Source organism: Micromonospora sp. NBRC 110038, from assembly GCF_020884815.1.
In the GTDB taxonomy this organism is placed as follows: Bacteria; Actinomycetota; Actinomycetes; order Mycobacteriales; family Micromonosporaceae; genus Micromonospora; species Micromonospora haikouensis.
Window position 1 is genome coordinate 492,910 of sequence record NZ_BBOL01000003.1, and the last position, 16,771, is coordinate 509,680.

16 protein-coding genes and 1 pseudogene are annotated in these 16,771 nt (G+C 74.8%); 10 read left to right on the forward strand and 7 right to left on the reverse strand.

All coding sequences use genetic code 11. The annotated features are described in order from the left end of the window. Nucleotides 1-157 precede the first annotated feature (157 nt). From LPU61_RS13860 to LPU61_RS13870, 3 genes are all read left to right on the forward strand, one after another. On the forward strand, nt 158-2,143 hold the full coding sequence (locus LPU61_RS13860) for a bifunctional adenosylcobinamide kinase/adenosylcobinamide-phosphate guanylyltransferase (protein WP_229405101.1): 1,986 nt from the start codon (nt 158-160) through the stop codon (nt 2,141-2,143). Then, nucleotides 2,133-2,924, forward strand: coding sequence for an adenosylcobinamide-GDP ribazoletransferase (locus LPU61_RS13865; protein WP_043967135.1), 792 nt, complete (start codon nt 2,133-2,135; stop codon nt 2,922-2,924). Before LPU61_RS13860 ends, LPU61_RS13865 begins: the two co-directional genes overlap by 11 nt. A gap of 65 nt (nt 2,925-2,989) precedes the next feature. Then, a complete protein-coding gene (locus tag LPU61_RS13870) occupies nt 2,990-4,276 on the forward strand; it encodes a DUF2314 domain-containing protein (RefSeq protein ID WP_229405102.1) in 1,287 nt (428 codons plus the stop codon). Nucleotides 4,277-4,311: 35 nt separating this feature from the next. On the opposite strand, the gene gcvT is transcribed toward LPU61_RS13870, so the two are convergent. After that, nucleotides 4,312-5,442 (reverse strand): glycine cleavage system aminomethyltransferase GcvT, encoded by a 1,131-nt coding sequence (gcvT, locus tag LPU61_RS13875; RefSeq protein WP_229405103.1) that lies wholly within the window; start codon nt 5,440-5,442, stop codon nt 4,312-4,314. A 164-nt stretch (nt 5,443-5,606) separates the two neighbouring features. Here gcvT and LPU61_RS13880 point away from each other — a divergent pair, with 164 nt between their 5' ends. Continuing rightward, nucleotides 5,607-7,178 (forward strand): leucyl aminopeptidase, encoded by a 1,572-nt coding sequence (locus LPU61_RS13880; protein ID WP_043967128.1) that lies wholly within the window; start codon nt 5,607-5,609, stop codon nt 7,176-7,178. 73 nt (nt 7,179-7,251) lie between these two features. On the opposite strand, the gene LPU61_RS13885 is transcribed toward LPU61_RS13880, so the two are convergent. Then, on the reverse strand, nt 7,252-7,581 hold the full coding sequence (locus LPU61_RS13885) for a hypothetical protein (RefSeq protein WP_043967126.1): 330 nt from the start codon (nt 7,579-7,581) through the stop codon (nt 7,252-7,254). A gap of 177 nt (nt 7,582-7,758) precedes the next feature. Here LPU61_RS13885 and lpdA point away from each other — a divergent pair, with 177 nt between their 5' ends. The 4 genes from lpdA to LPU61_RS13905 all read left to right on the forward strand — a co-directional run bounded on the left by lpdA (nt 7,759) and on the right by LPU61_RS13905 (nt 13,589). Beyond that, nucleotides 7,759-9,150 carry a dihydrolipoyl dehydrogenase gene (gene lpdA / locus LPU61_RS13890; RefSeq protein WP_077938971.1) on the forward strand — a complete coding sequence of 464 codons (1,392 nt, stop codon included), beginning with the start codon at nt 7,759-7,761 and terminating at the stop codon, nt 9,148-9,150. Nucleotides 9,151-9,223: 73 nt separating this feature from the next. Then, nucleotides 9,224-11,062, forward strand: coding sequence for a 2-oxoglutarate dehydrogenase, E2 component, dihydrolipoamide succinyltransferase (gene sucB / locus LPU61_RS13895; RefSeq protein WP_229405104.1), 1,839 nt, complete (start codon nt 9,224-9,226; stop codon nt 11,060-11,062). 138 nt (nt 11,063-11,200) lie between these two features. Next, nucleotides 11,201-12,526 (forward strand): low temperature requirement protein A, encoded by a 1,326-nt coding sequence (locus LPU61_RS13900; RefSeq protein ID WP_229405105.1) that lies wholly within the window; start codon nt 11,201-11,203, stop codon nt 12,524-12,526. A 145-nt stretch (nt 12,527-12,671) separates the two neighbouring features. Further along, on the forward strand, nt 12,672-13,589 hold the full coding sequence (locus LPU61_RS13905; RefSeq protein ID WP_229405106.1) for an LLM class flavin-dependent oxidoreductase: 918 nt from the start codon (nt 12,672-12,674) through the stop codon (nt 13,587-13,589). A gap of 49 nt (nt 13,590-13,638) precedes the next feature. On the opposite strand, the gene LPU61_RS13910 is transcribed toward LPU61_RS13905, so the two are convergent. From LPU61_RS13910 to LPU61_RS13920, 3 genes are all read right to left on the reverse strand, one after another. Then, the gene (locus LPU61_RS13910; protein WP_229405107.1) at nt 13,639-13,800 is read right to left on the reverse strand and encodes a hypothetical protein; all 162 of its coding nucleotides are present in this window, start codon (nt 13,798-13,800) and stop codon (nt 13,639-13,641) included. An 11-nt stretch (nt 13,801-13,811) separates the two neighbouring features. Then, nucleotides 13,812-14,282 (reverse strand): helix-turn-helix domain-containing protein, encoded by a 471-nt coding sequence (locus tag LPU61_RS13915; protein ID WP_043967118.1) that lies wholly within the window; start codon nt 14,280-14,282, stop codon nt 13,812-13,814. Between the two features lie 174 nt (nt 14,283-14,456). Then, complete coding sequence (locus tag LPU61_RS13920) at nt 14,457-14,684, reverse strand: winged helix-turn-helix domain-containing protein (protein WP_043967116.1); 228 nt, start codon at nt 14,682-14,684, stop codon at nt 14,457-14,459. A gap of 282 nt (nt 14,685-14,966) precedes the next feature. Here LPU61_RS13920 and LPU61_RS13925 point away from each other — a divergent pair, with 282 nt between their 5' ends. Beyond that, on the forward strand, nt 14,967-15,284 hold the full coding sequence (locus tag LPU61_RS13925) for a hypothetical protein (RefSeq protein ID WP_229405108.1): 318 nt from the start codon (nt 14,967-14,969) through the stop codon (nt 15,282-15,284). A gap of 385 nt (nt 15,285-15,669) precedes the next feature. Continuing rightward, nucleotides 15,670-15,852, forward strand: a pseudogene (locus LPU61_RS13930) (hypothetical protein); the annotation flags it as partial. On the opposite strand, the gene LPU61_RS13935 reads toward LPU61_RS13930, so the two are convergent. Both LPU61_RS13935 and LPU61_RS13940 read right to left on the reverse strand, forming a co-directional pair. Continuing rightward, nucleotides 15,785-16,306 carry a DinB family protein gene (locus tag LPU61_RS13935; protein WP_043967114.1) on the reverse strand — a complete coding sequence of 174 codons (522 nt, stop codon included), beginning with the start codon at nt 16,304-16,306 and terminating at the stop codon, nt 15,785-15,787. The pseudogene LPU61_RS13930 and the gene LPU61_RS13935 overlap by 68 nt on opposite strands. Before the next feature lie 59 nt (nt 16,307-16,365). After that, nucleotides 16,366-16,725, reverse strand: coding sequence for a MerR family transcriptional regulator (locus LPU61_RS13940; protein WP_043967112.1), 360 nt, complete (start codon nt 16,723-16,725; stop codon nt 16,366-16,368). Nucleotides 16,726-16,771 lie beyond the last annotated feature (46 nt).

The window sequence follows — 16,771 nt, forward strand, 5'->3', positions numbered from 1 at the left end:
CCGCCGCTCCACCGGGCACCGCCGCCGGCCGCTGCGGTCGGCCGGGTCGCGCGGCGGCGGGCCCACCCGGGACCGCCCCGGCCCCGTCCGCCCGAACCGTGGTCACCGGCGCGGGCCGACCGGCGGCGCGGGCCACGGCGGCCTTAAGGTACGGGGCATGTCCGTTGACGGGTGGAACACGGTCCTGGTGCTCGGCGGGATCCGCTCCGGCAAGTCCGAGTTCGCGGAGTCCCTGGTCGCCGACGCGCCCACGGTCCGCTACGTGGCGACGTCGGCTGCCGGCGACCCGACCGACGCCGAGTGGGCGGCCCGCCTGAAGGCCCATCGCGACCGGCGGCCGGGCGGTTGGACCACCGAGGAGACCGCCGACGATCCGCGCCGGCTGGCCGACGTCGTCGCGTCGGCGCGGCCGAACGAGACGCTGCTCGTCGACGACCTCGGCGGCTGGGTGACCGTGCTGCTCGACCCGGCCCACCAGCCGGCGGACGACACGGCGACCGTCGCCGAGCTGGCCGACGCGGTGCGGGCCTGCCCGGCGCGGCTGGTGGTGGTGAGTCCCGAGGTGGGGCTGTCGCTGGTGCCGACGACCCCGCTGGGTCGGGCGTTCACCGACGCCCTCGGCGCGGCCAACCGGGCGGTCGCCGACTCGTGCGACGCGGTGGTCCTGGTGGTCGCCGGCCAGGCGTGCTGGCTCAAGACCCCCGCCGCCTCCTCGGGCACGGGGGCCGGGGCGGTCACCCTTGCGCCGTTGGCGGCGCAGGCGGCGGTCCCGGCCACGGCGACGCCCGGCGGTGCACGCGACGACCGTGCGGCGGCGCTGCCGGAGGTGTTGACCCCGACCACGGCACCGGAGCCGGCCGGCGTGCCGTGGGCCGCGCCGACGATGGCGCTGCCGGTGGTCGCCACGGGCCTGGTCATCCAGCCCGGCATGGAACTGCCGATGCCCGACGAGTACGCCGGGCCGCAGGCCCTGGAGCGGCTCGCCACCCTGGACGTGCCCGGGGCCGGGCTGGGCGTGCTGGAGCGGGTGGTCGGCTTCGCCGCGGCCACCCAGGGCACCCCGACGCCGGCGTCCTGGGACAGCGTGCGGGTGCTGCTGCTGCACGGCGACCACGCCGGCGGGGCCGCCGCCGGTTCCCCGCCCGGGGAGTCGGCCCGGCGGGCGGCACAGGCCCGCGCCGGGCAGGGCGTGCTGGCCCGGCTGGCCGCCGAGAGCGGCGCGAGCCTCCAGGTCGTCGAGACGCCGGCCTCCGAGGCCATCGAGGACCTGCCGGCCCTGGACCACGAGCAGGTGGAGCAGGCCCTGCGGTACGGCTGGCGGCTGGCCGAGGAGGCCGCCGAGGCGGGCGTACGGCTGCTGGTGCTGGCGGCGTGCGGAGCCGGCACGGACGCCGCCGCGGCGGCGGTGCTCGCGGCGACGGCCGGGGCGGAGCCGCCCGCGGTGCTCGGCCGGGTGGTGACGGCGGGCGGCGAGATCGACGACGCGGCGTGGATGCGGCGCTGCGCGGCGGTCCGGGACGCGCTGCACCGCACCCGGCGCTCGCCCCGCGACGCCAAGGACGTGCTGGCCGAGCTGGGCGGCGGGGACATCGCGGTGGCCACCGGCGTGCTGCTCGGCGCGACCGCCCGCCGGTTGCCGGTGCTGCTAGACGGCCCGGTCGGCCTGGCCGCCGGCATGGTCAGCCGGGACCTGGCCGGGCAGGCCCGGCACTGGTGCCTGCTGGCCGACCACGGCGGTCACCCGGCGGTCCGGCTCGCCGCCGACGTGCTGGGCCTCGATCCCCTGCTGGACCTGCGGCTCGACCTCGGCGAGGGGGCGAACGCGCTGACCGCGCTGCCGCTGCTGCGCTCGGTGCTGTCGCTGGCCGCCGCGCTGCCCGCCCGTCCCGACCAGCAGCACGCGGCCGGCGCGGACGCCGCCGCCGGCACGGACGACGCGACAAGCGCGGACGACACCGCCGGGGACCCGGACGCGGCGGCGTTCGTCGAGCCGGAGCCGACCGGCCCGGGCCCGGCCACCACCGCGCCCACCGAGCCGGCCGCGCCCACCGAGCACGCCCCGCCGGCCGAGCCCACCCCGCCGGCCGGGGCCGCCGAGCCGACCGGGTCGGAGCCGGATCCGGCCGGGCGGCGTGCCGACTGACGCCCACCCGGGCGGCGGACGGCGGGCCGGCGACGGTCTGCGGCTGGCGCTGACCACGTTCACCGTCTGGCCGGTGCGCGCCGGCCGGGTCGACCGTGCCACGGCGGGCACCGCGATGGCGCTCGCCCCGGCGGTCGGCGCCCTGCTCGGGGCGGCGCTGGCCGGGGTGCTGCTGCTCGTCGGGGCCGTCGCCGCGCCGCTGGTCGCCGCGGCGGTGACCCTCGGGGCGGGCGCGCTGCTCACCCGGGGCCTGCACCTCGACGGGCTCGCCGACACCGTCGACGCGCTGGGGTCGTACCGGCGGGGCGCCGCCGCGCTGGAGATCATGAAGAAGCCGGACGTGGGGCCGTTCGGGGTGGCCGCGCTGGTGGTCGTACTCCTGGTGCAGGCCGCGGCCCTCGCGGAGCTGGCGGCCCGGTCGTGGCCGGCGGCGCTCGCGGGCGTGGTGGCGGCGACGGCGGCCGGGCGGCTCGGGGTCACGCTGGCCTGCCGGCGCGGCGTGCCGGCGGCCCGGCCGGACGGGCTGGGCGCGCTGGTCGCGGGCACCGTCGGCCCGGTCGCGGCGGGGGTCGGCACGGCCGCCGTCGCGCTCGTCGCGGTCGCCGCCGTGCCGGGCCGCCCGTGGCAGGGGCCGGTCGCCGTGCTCGCCGCGCTCGCCGTCGCGGTGCTGCTGCTGCGCCACCTGGTACGCCGCCTCGGCGGCATCACCGGCGACGTGCTCGGCGCGACGGTCGAGGTGGTGACCACGCTGGTCTACCTGGGGCTGGCGGCGACCCGCTGATCCGGACGCGCCGGGGCGGGTAGCGTTTCGGGCGACAGGCCGGCACGGGGCAGACAGGGGACCACATGCTCATCACCGACGACTTCCTGCCCGTCCCGGTCCCCGAGTCGCTCACCGCCACCTACCTGGTGCCGATGGTGGGCCTGCCGAAGGTCGGCACGAAGACGGCCGTGCGGGCGCTGGCCGGTCGGCTCGCCGAGCCGGTGTACGGGCTGGCCACGCAGATGCTGGACAGCCCGCTGATGAGCGTGGACACCCGGCCGGTCGCCGAGTTCCCGGCGCTGCCGCCGGACCTGCTGACCGCGTTCGGGGCGAGCCAGGAGCAGCTCGACCGGCTGGCCGCGGCCACCCACCTGGTGGTGGTGCAGGCGGAGTACCGGCCGGGCTGGCCGCCCGCGCACGAGTGGGCGGCGCGGGCGGTCGCCGCCGCCGTCGCCGAGAGCGCGGGCGGGGACGTGGTGGACGTCTTCGGCCTACAGTTCCTCGACCCGGCCACGGCGCTGCGGTCGCTGCCGGACGACCAGGGGCGGATCCGGCTGGTCGACTGGGTGCTGGTGCCCTACTCCTCCGACGCGGAGGGGCTGTGGTTCACCACGAAGGGGCTGCGCCGCTTCGGGCTGCTGGAGTTGCAGACCCAGGGGGTGCCCGACCACCTCACCCGGGCCTGGGGCGCGGTGCTCACCGGGGCCGCCCGCCGCCTGCTGCGGGCCTGGACCGACGGGCTGGCCGGCGACGAGGTGCCGGCGTTCGTGCAGCTCCCGGTGCTGGCCACGGTCACCGGGCACGACATCGCGGTCGCGTACGGCAACCCGGAGCAGCACGGGGCGACCGCGCCGGTGCTGCTGCGGCTGGAGCTGGACCCGGCCACCGACCCGGAGGCCGACTCGTTCCTGAGCCTGCGCCCGCCGCCGGGGCACCCGGGCCCGGACGGGCGGTACTACGCGGCCGCCTGCGCCACGCTGTTCGACGGCATCGCGCCGGACGTGCGCTACGCCCGCCCGGGCGACGCCATGAGCCGGGCGATCGCCACCGCCCGGGCCGGCCTGGACGACGTGCGGGCCCGGTTCCTGGCCGGTCGGCTGCCGGCGGACTCGCAGCTCGTGGTCAAGTACGGCCTGCCGGGCGACGAGGGTCCCGAGTACGTGTGGGCGGGCGTGACGTCGTGGGACGCCCCGGAACGGATCGTCGGCGCGAGCGCCAGCGACGCCAGCACCGACCCGACGGTGCGCATCGGCGCGCCGGTGGTGGTCGAGGCGGCGGACGTCGTCGACTGGGCCGTCCTCGGCGCGACGGGCGTCATCGAGGGCGGCTGGACCCAGGCCGTCCTCGATGCCGGGGAACGCCCGGCCTGACGGTCACCCGACGCCGGCCGGCCCTCGCCTGACGCTCAGCGCACCGAGGGGGTCACGAACGGGGGGCGGGTGACGGTCAGGGCGGCGCGGCGGCCCCGGATGTCGACGTCCACCCGGTCGCCGTCGGCGAGGCCGACGGACGTGTCGAGCAGCGCCAGGGCGATGCCCTGCTTGCGCGTCGGGCTGAAGGTGCCGCTGGTGACCGTGCCGACGCAGGTGTCGCCGACGTAGAGCTTCATGCCGGGGCGCGGGATCGCCCGGTCGACGGCGACCAGGCCGCGCAGCGTACGCGCGGGGCCGGCGGCCTTCTCGGCGCGCAGCGCGTCGCGGCCCCAGAACGCCGGCTTGTCCCAGCCGACGGCCCAGCCGGAGCGGGCCTGCACGGGGGTGATCTCCGGCGACAGGTCCTGCCCGTGCAGCGGGTAGCCCATCTCGGTGCGCAGGGTGTCCCGCGCGGCCAGCCCGCAGGCCCGCAGCTCGTACGCCGCGCCGGCGGCGGTCAGCGCGTCCCAGACGGCGACGGCGTGCCCGGCCGGCACCACCAGCTCGTAGCCCAGCTCGCCGGTGTAGCCGGTGCGGCAGACGGTCAGCTCGGCGTCGGCGAGGGTGGCGGTGCGGAAGCTCATGTAGTCGTGGTCGGTGGGCAGGCCCAGCGCGGCGAGCAGCTCGGCCGAGCGCGGGCCCTGCACCGCCAGGACGGCGTGTCCGGCGTGCTCGTCGACGACGGTCACGTGCTCGGGCGCGGCGGCGCGCAGCCGGCGCACCACCTCGGCGGTGTTCGCGGCGTTCGGGACGAGGAAGACGTGGTCGTCGGCGTGCAGGTAGGCGATGATGTCGTCCACCACGCCGCCGGTGGCGTCGTCGCAGCACAGGGTGTATTGCGCCTGGCCGGGGCCGATCCGGCCCAGGTCGTTGCTGAGGCAGGCGTTGACGAAGTCGGCCGCGCCGGGGCCGGTGACCCGCGCCTTGCCCAGGTGCGACACGTCGAACACGCCGACCCCGGTGCGGACCGCCGTGTGCTCCCGGAGCACCCCGCCGCCGGAGTATTCCAGGGGCATCTCCCAGCCACCGAACGGGGCGAACTTGGCGCCGAGGGCGGTGTGCCGCTCGTGCAGCGGGGAACGGCGCAGCCGGGTCGCGGCGGCGTCGGAGGTCGCGTCGGTCATGGGTGGCAACTTACCGGTGGCTGAACGTCTGGTTAGCATCGGCGGGACCCCCGTCGGCGGAGTTCGGCGGGACAGCCCACCGTCCGGCGGGTAGGTTGCCGCCGGAGACCTTCACCGCCGGTACGCGACGACGCGACCGGCCCGGCCCGCCCGGAGTAGCTTCAGTGACATCGCCCAGCACCACCCTCAGCCTGGTCGACACAGACCCCGCCGAGCTCGCCGTCGACGCGATCGTGATCGGCCTGCACAGCCAGACCGGGGAGCAGGACGCCGCCGGCGGCCCCGCCGGGGCGCTGCTGCTCGCCAGCGGCGCCGAGAGCATCGCCGCCGCCTTCGACGGCAAGCTCACCGAGACGCTGGCGCTGCTCGGCGCGACCGGGGCACCGGGCGAGGTGATCAAGCTGGCCACGCTGGGCACCGTCACCGCCCCGGTGGTCGCGGCGGTCGGCCTCGGCCCCGAGCCGACGGGGGCCGCCCCCGCGCCGGAGACGCTGCGCCGGGCCGCCGGCTCGGCGGTCCGGGCCCTGGCGGGGGCGCGCCGGGTGGCGCTGAGCCTGCCGCTGCCCGACGACGCCGACGCCGCCGACGCGCTGCGCGCGGTGGCCGAGGGCGCGCTGCTCGGCGGCTACCGGTTCGCCGGGTACAAGACCCGCCCGCAGCCGGCCCGGCGGGATCCGGTCGCCGAGGTGCTGATCGCGGTGCCGGAGGCCGGCGACGCGACCGCCCGTGCCGAGATCGAGCGGGCGCACGCGGTGGCCGGCGCGGTCCGGCTGACCCGCGACTGGGTGAACACCGCCCCGAACCTGCAGCGCCCGCCGGCGTTCGCCGACGCGGTGGCCGAGGCGGCCCGCGCGGCCGGGCTCGCCGTCGAGGTGCTCGACGAGGCGGCCCTGGCGGCGGGCGGCTACGGCGGCATCCTGGCCGTCGGGCAGGGCTCGGAGGCCCCGCCGCGCCTGGTCAAGATCACCTACACGCCCGAGGGCGGGGGCAGCGGCAAGCGGGTGGCGCTGGTCGGCAAGGGCATCACCTTCGACACCGGCGGCATCTCGATCAAGCCGGCGCAGGGCATGTGGGAGATGAAGTCCGACATGGGCGGCGCGGCGGCGGTCGGCGCGACCATGCTGGCGATCGCCGCGCTGAAGCCGTCGGTAACGGTGACGGGCTACCTGCCGATGGCCGAGAACATGCCGTCGGGCACCAGCTACCGGCCGGGCGACGTGATCACCATGTACAACGGCAAGAAGGTGGAGGTGCTCAACACCGACGCCGAGGGCCGGATGATCCTGGGCGACGCGATCGCGCGGGCCTGCGAGGACGGCGCCGACTACCTCTTCGAGACCTCGACCCTCACCGGCGGTCAGGTGATCTCGCTGGGCAAGCGGATCTCCGGCGTGATGGGCACGCCGGAGCTGTGCGAGCGGGTCCGGGCGGCCGGCGACGCGGTGGGTGAGCCGGCCTGGCCGATGCCGCTGCCCGACGAGGTGCGCAAGGGCATGGACTCCGACGTCGCCGACATCTCCCAGGTCAACGCCGGGATGGACCGGGCGGGGCACATGCTGCAGGGCGGGGTGTTCCTGCGGGAGTTCGTCGCCGACGACGTGGCCTGGGCGCACATCGACATCGCCGGCCCCAGCTACCACTCGGGTGAGGCGACCGGCTACTGGACCAAGGGCGGCACGGGGGTGCCGGTGCGTACCCTCGTGCACCTGGTGGAGGACGTCGCCGCCAACGGCTGACGCGGTCGCGCGGAAGGGTCCCCCCACCCGTCGGGGGGCCCTTCGCCGGGCGGCCCGGCGCGGGCCGCGCGGCTCAGTACAGCTCGGGGCGGCGCTTGCGGCGCTCGTTGTAGTCGCGCATCCGCTGCGGGTAGCCCATGAGGCGCACGTCGTAGACGGGGATGGCCAGCTTGTGGGCGAACCGGCGGGCGCCCTCGGGGCCGTCGATGCGCCGGCGGGTCCACTCCCCGTCGTCGGCGATGAGGATCACGGTGGTCTCGGTGACGGTGGTGCGGGGCTCGATGAACGCCTCGACCCCCCGCCGGGTGCGGACGAAGTTCTCCAGGTGGTCGAGATCGGCGCGGTCGGGCGCGCGGTCCGCCCCCGCCGGGCGCGCCTTCTTGCGTCGTCGGAACAGCGCCACCGACCGTCTCCCCCATATCCGTGATCGAAACCGGTGCCAAGCGTACGTGTCCGGGACGTGTCGTTGGGCACCTCACTACGCGCCCGGTACGCGGTGGTGACAAGATGACCGAGGTGGGGTCTGTCCGTGCCGCCCCGCCGTGACCCCCGATGCAGTGACGCGAACTGGGAGTTGGACGTGAGCGAGCCGAACGAAGCGACCTTCGACATCGTCATCCTCGGAGGTGGCAGCGGCGGCTACGCGACCGCCCTGCGCGCCGTCCAGCTGGGCCTGACCGTGGCGCTGGTCGAGAAGGGCAAGCTCGGCGGGACCTGCCTGCACAACGGGTGCATCCCGACGAAGGCCCTGCTGCACGCCGCCGAGATCGCCGACTCCACCCGCGAGTCGGAGCAGTTCGGCGTGAAGGCCGAGCTGGTCGGCATCGACATGGCCGGCGTGAACGCGTACAAGGACGGCGTGATCTCCCGCCTCTACAAGGGCCTCCAGGGGATGCTCAAGGGCAACAAGGCGATCACCATCGTCGAGGGCCACGGCCGGCTGGTCGCCCCGAACGCCGTCGAGGTCGACGGGAAGCGCTACACCGGCCGCAACGTCGTGCTGGCCTCCGGCTCGTACGCGAAGAGCCTGCCCGGCCTGGAGGTCGACGGCGAGCGGATCATCACCAGCGACCACGCGCTGACCCTGGACCGGGTCCCGTCCTCGGCGATCGTGCTGGGCGGCGGCGTGATCGGCGTCGAGTTCGCCAGCGTGTGGAAGTCCTTCGGCGTGGACGTGACGATCATCGAGGCGCTGCCCCGGCTGGTCGCCGCCGAGGACGAGGAGTCGTCGAAGGCGCTGGAGCGGGCGTTCCGCAAGCGGAAGATCAACTTCAAGGTGGGCAAGCCGTTCGAGAAGGTCGAGAAGACCGAGAACGGCGTCAAGGTCACCATCGCCGGCGGCGAGACCGTCGAGGCCGAGCTGCTGCTGGTCGCCGTGGGCCGCGGCCCGCGCACCGCCGACCTCGGGTACGAGGAGCAGGGCGTGCGGATGGACCGCGGGTACGTGCTGACCGACGAGCGGCTGCGCACCGGCGTGCCGAACGTCTACGCGGTCGGCGACATCGTGCCCGGCCTCCAGCTCGCCCACCGGGGCTTCCAGCAGGGCATCTTCGTGGCCGAGGAGATCGCCGGCCAGAACCCGGCCGTGATCGACGAGGCCGGCATCCCCCGGGTCACCTACTGCGACCCCGAGCTGGCGTCGGTCGGCCTCACCGAGGCGAAGGCCAAGGAGCAGTACGGCGCCGACAAGATCAAGACGTACAACTACAACCTGGGCGGCAACGGCAAGAGCCAGATCCTCAAGACCGCCGGCTTCATCAAGCTGGTCCGGGTCGAGGACGGCCCCGTCGTCGGCGTGCACATGGTCGGCGCGCGGGTCGGCGAGCTGGTCGGCGAGGCGCAGCTCATCTACAACTGGGAGGCGTACCCGGCCGAGGTGGCGCAGCTCGTGCACGCCCACCCGACCCAGAACGAGGCCCTGGGCGAGGCGCACCTCGCCCTCGCCGGCAAGCCGCTGCACGCGCACGCCTGATCGAGAACTGATTCCGCGGCGTCCGGCGGCAGACGGGCGAGATCGCACCAGGGGAACGAAGGAGTCTTAGAAGATGCCGGTATCGGTCACCATGCCTCGGCTCGGCGAGAGCGTCACCGAGGGCACCGTCACCCGCTGGCTCAAGCAGGAGGGTGACACCGTCGAGGTCGACGAGCCGCTGCTCGAGGTCTCGACGGACAAGGTCGACACCGAGATCCCGTCCCCGGCGGCGGGCGTGCTGAGCCGGATCGTGGTGGGCGAGGACGAGACCGCCGAGGTGGGCAGCGAGCTGGCCGTCATCGCCGGCGAGGGCGAGTCCGCGGGCGGCGGGGCTACCGGCGGCGGCGAGGCCGCCGCGCCGCAGGAGGAGCCGGCCGAGGAGGCCGCCGAGGCCGCCGCCGCGCCGCAGGCAGAGGCGGAGCAGCCGGCCGTCGAGGAGCCGCCGGCCGCACAGGCCGCCCCGGCCCCGGCGGGCGAGGGCACCCCGGTGAAGATGCCGGCCCTGGGCGAGAGCGTCACCGAGGGCACCGTCACCCGCTGGCTCAAGCAGGTCGGCGACACCGTCGAGGTCGACGAGCCCCTGCTGGAGGTCTCCACCGACAAGGTCGACACGGAGATCCCGTCCCCGGTCGCCGGCACGCTGCTGGAGATCAAGGTCGCCGAGGACGAGACCGCCGCCGTCGGGGCCGACCTGGCGGTCGTCGGTACGGCCGGCGCCGCCCCGGCCCAGCCGAAGGCCGAGCCGGAGCCGAAGGCCGAGGCCAAGCCCGAGCCGAAGCCGGAGCCGAAGGCCGAGGCCGCCCCGGCCGCCAAGGCCGAGGAGCCGACCCCGGGCGCGTCGTACAACGAGCCGGCGGCGGAGGCCGAGACCGCCGCCAAGCCGGCCCAGGCCGAGCAGCAGGCGCAGCCGTCGGCCCCGACCGCCACCCCGGCCCGCCCGACCGCGCCCGCCCAGGGCGGCGAGGAGGCGGCCGGGTACGTGACGCCGCTGGTCCGCAAGCTCGCCGGCGAGCACGGCGTCGACCTCGCCTCGGTCAAGGGCACCGGCGTAGGTGGCCGCATCCGCAAGCAGGACGTGCTGGAGGCCGCCGAGAAGGCCAAGGCGGCGAAGGCGGCCCCGGCTCCGGCGGCGCAGCCCGCCGCGGCGGCGGCCCCGGCGAAGCCGGCCGCGAAGCCGCAGCCGAGCGCGAAGCGCGGCACCACCGAGAAGCTGCCCCGGATCCGGGCCACGATCGCCAAGCGGATGCAGCAGTCGCTGCACGAGATGGCGCAGCTCACCACGGTCGTCGAGGTCGACGTCACCAAGGTCGCCAAGCTGCGGGCCCGCGCCAAGGACTCGTTCCTTGCGCGGCACGGCGTGAAGCTGTCGTTCCTGCCGTTCTTCGCCCTCGCGGCGGTCGAGGCGCTCCAGACCTACCCGATCGTCAACGCCAGCATGGACCTCGACGCCGGGACGATCACCTACCCGGACGCCGAGCACCTCGGCATCGCGGTGGACACCGAGCGCGGCCTGATGGTGCCGGTGATCCACGGGGCGGGCGACCTCAACCTGGGCGGCCTGGCCAAGCGGATCGCCGACCTGGCCGAGCGCACCCGCACCAACAAGATCAGCCCGGACGAGATCGCCGGGGCGACGTTCACGCTGACCAACACGGGCAGCCGGGGCGCGCTGTTCGACACCCCGATCGTGCCGTCGCCGCAGTCGGCGATGCTCGGCACGGGCGCCGTGGTGAAGCGCCCCGTCGTGGTCAACGACCCGGAGCTGGGCGAGGTCGTCGCGGTCCGCTCGATGGTCTACCTGGCCATGTCGTACGACCACCGGCTCATCGACGGCGCCGACGCGGCCCGCTTCCTGGTCGCGGTCAAGGAGCGGCTGGAGGGCGGCAACTTCGAGGCCGAGCTGGGCCTGTAACACCGCTGCCCCTTCCGACGGGCGCTCCGGTCACCTCGACCGGGGCGCCCGTCGGCGTACCGGGTGGGATCCCGCCGGCCCGGGAGCGCCTGCGCCGAATCCGCCCGGCCGCCCGGCGGACGCTGCGAGAGTGGACGGGTGCGCGGTGAGCGGCGGCGGGGAAGCCTCGGGCCCGCCGTGGCGATCGCGCCCGGCGCCCGGGTGGACCGGTTCGAGGTCTTCTTCGACCTGGTCTTCGTCTTCTCGTTCTTCGTCATCGTGCGGGCCACCGCCACCGACATCACCGGCCACACCCTGCTGCGCAGTTTCCTCGTGCTGGCGGTGCTCTGGTGGGTCTGGGTCATCCACAGCGTGGTCGCCACCCGGGTCCGCCTCGGCGAGGGCTTCGTGCCGGTGGTCATGGTCGTCGGGATGGCCGCCCTGTTCGCCTTCGCCCTGACCGTGCCGCAGACGATCGCCGCCCGCGGGCAGGGGCTGGCCGGCCCGCTCACCGTCGCGGTGAGCTACCTGGTCATCCGGGTCGTCCACCTGTGGATCTACTGGCACGTGATGCGGGACGAGCCGGTGGAGAGCCGGCACCTGATGAAGCTCGCGCCGGAGCTGGTGCTCAGCACCGTGCTGCTGCTCGCCGCCGCCCTGGTCCCCGCCCAGTTCGCCGACCCCGACGCCGGCGCGCTGGTCCGCGACGGGCTCTGGGCCGTCGTGGTCGTCTCCCAGTACGCCACCGGGCTGCTGGCCGGCACCGGGGGCGGCGGGGTGATCTCCGCCGAGCACTGGACCGAACGGTACGACCTGATCCTCATGATCGCGCTCGGCGAGTCGGTGATCTCCGTCGGCATCGGCACCAACCTGGCCAGCCGGTCCGTGGGCTGGCAGGCGATCACCGCCGCCGGCATCGCCATCGTCCTGGCCGCGACGCTGTGGTGGCTGCACTTCGACGTGGTCGGCCCGGCGGCCCGCATCGCCCTGCACGCCGCCCGGGGCCGGACCCGGGTGGGGCTGGCCCGCGACGCCTACGCCTACCTCTTCCTGCCGATGATCACCGGGCTGATCCTGTTCTCCCTCGGGGCGGAGGAGATGCTGAACCTGCTCGGCCAGCCGCACCTGCCGCTGGAGGAGTCACTGCACGGCCCCGGGATCCCGCTGCTCTTCGGCGGGGTGGCCTGCTATCTGGCCGGCGACATGCTCTTCCAACTGCGTACGCTGCACACCTTCACCTGGGCCCGCGCCGGCACGGTGCTGCTGCTCGTGGCGCTGATCCCGGTCGCCGGCCGGATGCCGGCGCTGGCCGCGCTGGTCCTGCTCACCGGCGTCTGCGTCGGCCTGGTGGCCGTGGAGGTGGTGACGATGGCCGACTCCCGGCACGCGCTGCGCGAGGCGGTCTTCGCCGAACGGACCGCCCACGAGGCGCGGGAGGCGCAGTGGCGGCGACGCTGGCACGACGGCGACCCGGACGAGGAGTGACGGGGGCTGCGGAGTGACGGGCGCTGCGGGCGGGCCGAGGGCTGCGGGCCGGCCGGTCCGGGTTCAGCGGTCGGCGGATTCGCCGGTCGGCAGAATCGGCCTCCGGCGCGTTGCCCGCCGGTCGCCGGTGCCGGACGCTGGGGCGATGGCCATCTTCTCGCTCCAGTCCACCCCGACCGACGCGGCGGGCTGGCTCGACCTGGCCCGCCGGGCCGAGGCCGCCGGCTTCGACGCGATGCTCGCCGCCGACCACCCCGGCTCCTGCGGCGACCCGTTCGTCGCGCTGGCCGCCGCCGCGTCGGTCACCACGACGATCGGCCTCGGCTCGTACGTGTCGAACCTCGGCGTCCGCGAGCCGATGCTGCTGGCCACCGCCGTGGCGACCCTCGACGTCGTCTCCGGCGGGCGGGCCCGCCTCGGCGTCGGGGCCGGTCACACCCCCGCCGAGTGGCGCGCGGTCGGCCGGGAACGCCCCGACGTCGCCGGCCGGGTCCGCCGCTGCGTCGCCGCCGCCGAGGCGGTGCGGGCCCTGCTCGACGGGGAGGAGGTGACCGTGGACTCCCCCGAGCTGACCGTGCGCGCCGCCCGGCTGGAGTCGCCCCGGCCGGTCCAGGAACGCGTGCCGCTGACCGTCGGCACCTCCAACTCGACGCTGCTGCGCTGGGCCGGCGCGCACGCCGACGTCGTGGGGCTGGCCGGCTTCGGCCGTACCCTCGACGACGGCCACCGACACGAGGCCCGGTGGCGGGCCGACCAGATCGAGGCGCAGCTCGCCCGCGTCGCCGAGGGCGCGGCAAGCCGGGCGCGACCGCCCGCGCTGGAGGCGCTGGTGCAGACGGTGACGGTGACCGACGACGCGGAGGCCGTCGCGGCGCAGCGCGCGGTCGCCGCCGGCCTGACCGGCCCGGAGCTGCTGGCCACCCCGTTCGTGCTGATCGGCACCGAGGACGAGATCGTCGCGGCGGTCGCCGAGCACGAGCGCCGCTGGGGCGTCACCCGCTTCGTGGTACGCGCCGACGCCCTCGACCCGCTCACCCCGGTCCTGCACCGCCTCGCCACCTGACGAGGCGGCAGATGCACGGCGGGGCAGTGATCACGCATGCCGGTCGATATCAGAGGTGCCTGCGGACCTCGGCCGCGAACTGCGGCACGCCCGTGCGGCCGAGCAGCACGAGCAAGCCCGGCACGGTGGTCGGCTCTCTCCGGTATGCGCGGGTGTCACACAGATGTGCCGGGTAGAGCACACAGGTGTCGAGGAATGCCGAGAACGCCACTCAGGCCACCCTCATCTCGTGGCTCGCGGAGTGGACGTGAGGTCGTACAACCCGTCTTCCTCGGCTTCAACCGTCATCCGGTCGAGCGTCTGCCGCCGTTCCTGACGGGTGCGCTCCTGATAGTCGAGGATGTCCCGCAACATGACTCGACGGTGGCGTCCTCGCATCGTGTGGGGGATCTCGCCGTCGGAGAGCAACCGGACCAGGGTCGGCCGGGAGATGTTGAGCAGATCCGCCGCCTCCTGCGTCGTCAGCATGGTGTTGTGCGGCGCGATGGAGATGGCCAGCCCTTCGGACAGGGCTGTCACGACGTCACGGAGCACGCCGTACAACTCGTCCGGAATCTCGATTTCGGAGCCGTCGGGGCCCACCAGCCGGGCCCGTGCGCGATTGCCTGCGCTCCGCAGCTCCTGCACGAATCGAGCCAGGTTGGCCGGGTCTTCGGGGGGTAGGACCGTGCGTTCGCGGAGTGCGCTGCTCATGGTCCGAGCGTATCGCTAATCGAAAAATCCGCAAAGACATCAGGGAATCTGACGAGATCATCCCGGTGGACGGCACGGCAGGCACGCCGAGATCTTGGACAGTTGACGCGTTCGGCGAACAGCAACTGTCCAAGGTCTGAGGCTGGAGCACGCGCGCCCACGGCGGGACGCGCGTCAGGCCCCGGGCCGCTCGGCGACGAACACGCCGACGCCATGCACGCCTTCCACCCAGCCCTGCATCTGCAGGACGAGGATCGCATGGCGAACGACGCCGGCGGAAACGCCGTGTTCCTCCCTGAGCTGAGCCGTAGATGGCAGCTTGTCACCGGGTGCGAGTTGTCCGGACGCGATCTGATCACGGAGCTGGTCCGCGATGTGCGCCCACTTTGCTTTGGCGGGCATGTTGACTCCCTGGTCTGCACCGCCATTCGATCACGACCAGGCAATACATGACAAGCAAGGTCTAGACCACCGTTGACTTTACTAGTCTTGTCTGACAAAGTTCTCCTCGGCTGGCTCCCTGGTCTGCAACCCGGAGCCGGTTGTCCTGCGCAGGACGCACCCGGTCGGCCATTCCCCCGGCCGACCGGGTGCCACCACCCCCACAGAACCTCGACACGAAGGGCCGGCGAGCGTGCACGTGACGACCGCGAAGGAGACGTTCCGCGTACCCGAAGGATTGTGGTGAGGTGGTCGGGCCGGCGGCGCGACGCGGCGCCCATCCCCCTCGGCCCGCGCCACCGGCGGACCTGGCGGGGCTGGCGGCGCTGGTGCTCGTGCGGCCTGCGCTGGGCGGTGTGCCCGGACCGGCACGCCCCACCGCCCACCGAGCCGCCCGCCCCGCCCGTCAGGGCTCCCGGTCCGGCGCGCAACAGCCGCTGGCCGGGCCGGGTGGCCGGCGCGACCGCACGGGCCCGGCGCAACGACGGCGCTCATGCGACGACCGCCCAGCACCTGCCGCTGCGCCCGCTCTGGCTGTGCCGGGCCTGCGCCGCACCCTGACCGTGCGCGCCGGCCCGGCTTGCGCTGCTGCGGGAGTACGCCGACGACCGGGTCGCGCTGCTGATCCACCTGGCAGGGCTGCTGCACGAGGCGACGACCCAGCTCTACACGCTCAACCCGCACGACGCTCCGGAGCCGGCGCAGCTCTTCGCGCGCTTCCTCGGCTGGGCCCGGTCTCGTAGCCCTTCGTAGCGCACGACGACCTGCGCCATCACGCCCGCGCTGGACGAGTCGCGGGGCCACGGCCGGCTCGGCCATGATCGTCTGTCGTTTCTGGAGACGACACGCCGTAGCCCGTCTCCAGAATCAGCAGACGATCATGGCTGGCTGTGCGTGCCGGGCCGGACGGGCCGCCCGCGACCCCAGTGCGCTATTACCCGAACCGCTGTCCGAGCCACCCGACGACACCCTCGTGGTCGTCGAGGCGGAGCGGATCGTCTACACCGAGCACTGGCTGCGCCGCGACGGGTTCGTGCCCCGCCAGTTCTGGTGCCGCTGTGTCACCGCGCGGCGCGCAGCAGCCGGAGCTGGCCGATCTCGGCGACGTTCTTCATCAGCTCGGCGTTGACCCAACCCAGCAGGTGGGCGACGGTATGCCCGGCGTCGGCCGGCCACGGATACGCGACGACCCGGTCGAGGTCGGCGTCACCTAGCCCGCCAAGGTGCCCGAGCCACCGCCGCCGCAGGTCGCGCAGCCACTCGATCGTCACCGCGCCGGCACCCGGCCAGGCGACCTCGGTGTGCTGGGGCACGGGCCGCCCCTGGAGGTGCTCCCCCGCCGACGACCACCACCACCCGATGTGCCAGGTCAACCACGCGATCGTGGGCACCGGCACCGGTTCGGGCTCCGTCTGCGCCCAGTCCGGGACCCACGTGCCGGCCGGGCCGGGCCGGACAGTCCAGCAGTGCGCGGCCGGCTCCCACAGGAAGTCGTCCGGCTCCAGCCGTTCGAGGTGGTATTCGAACAGGGCCCAGGTCAGGTCGAACTGCCACCGGACCAGGTCACCACGGGACGTCGACACCCGGGCATCCTGCCACCGGGCCTCGGTGCGGTCGACCGGATAACGGCGCGGCTCCGCGCTCAGCCCAGGGTGTCGTAGAAGCGGATCTTCTCGCGGAGGTGGTCGTACTGGCGCTGGAGCAGGCGCATCTGGTCCTCCACCCGTTCCGCGTGCCGCACCAGCAGCGCCCGACGCTCCCCGGTCGTGTGGTCGCCGGCGCGGGCCAGCTCGGCGTACCGGCACATCTCGGCGATCGGCATGCCCGTGTCGCGCAGGCAGCGGAACAGCGTCAGCCAGCCCAGGTCCTCGTCGGTGAACACCCGACGCCCGGCCGACGTGCGGCCGACGCCGCTGAGCAGGCCGATCTTCTCGTAGTAGCGCAGGGTGTCGAGGCTGAACCCGCTGCGGCGGGCGGCTTCCGAGGGGGCGTATCCGGTCACCGACGCACAGTAGCGCTTGACCTGGAGCGCGCTCCAGGTAGAAAAC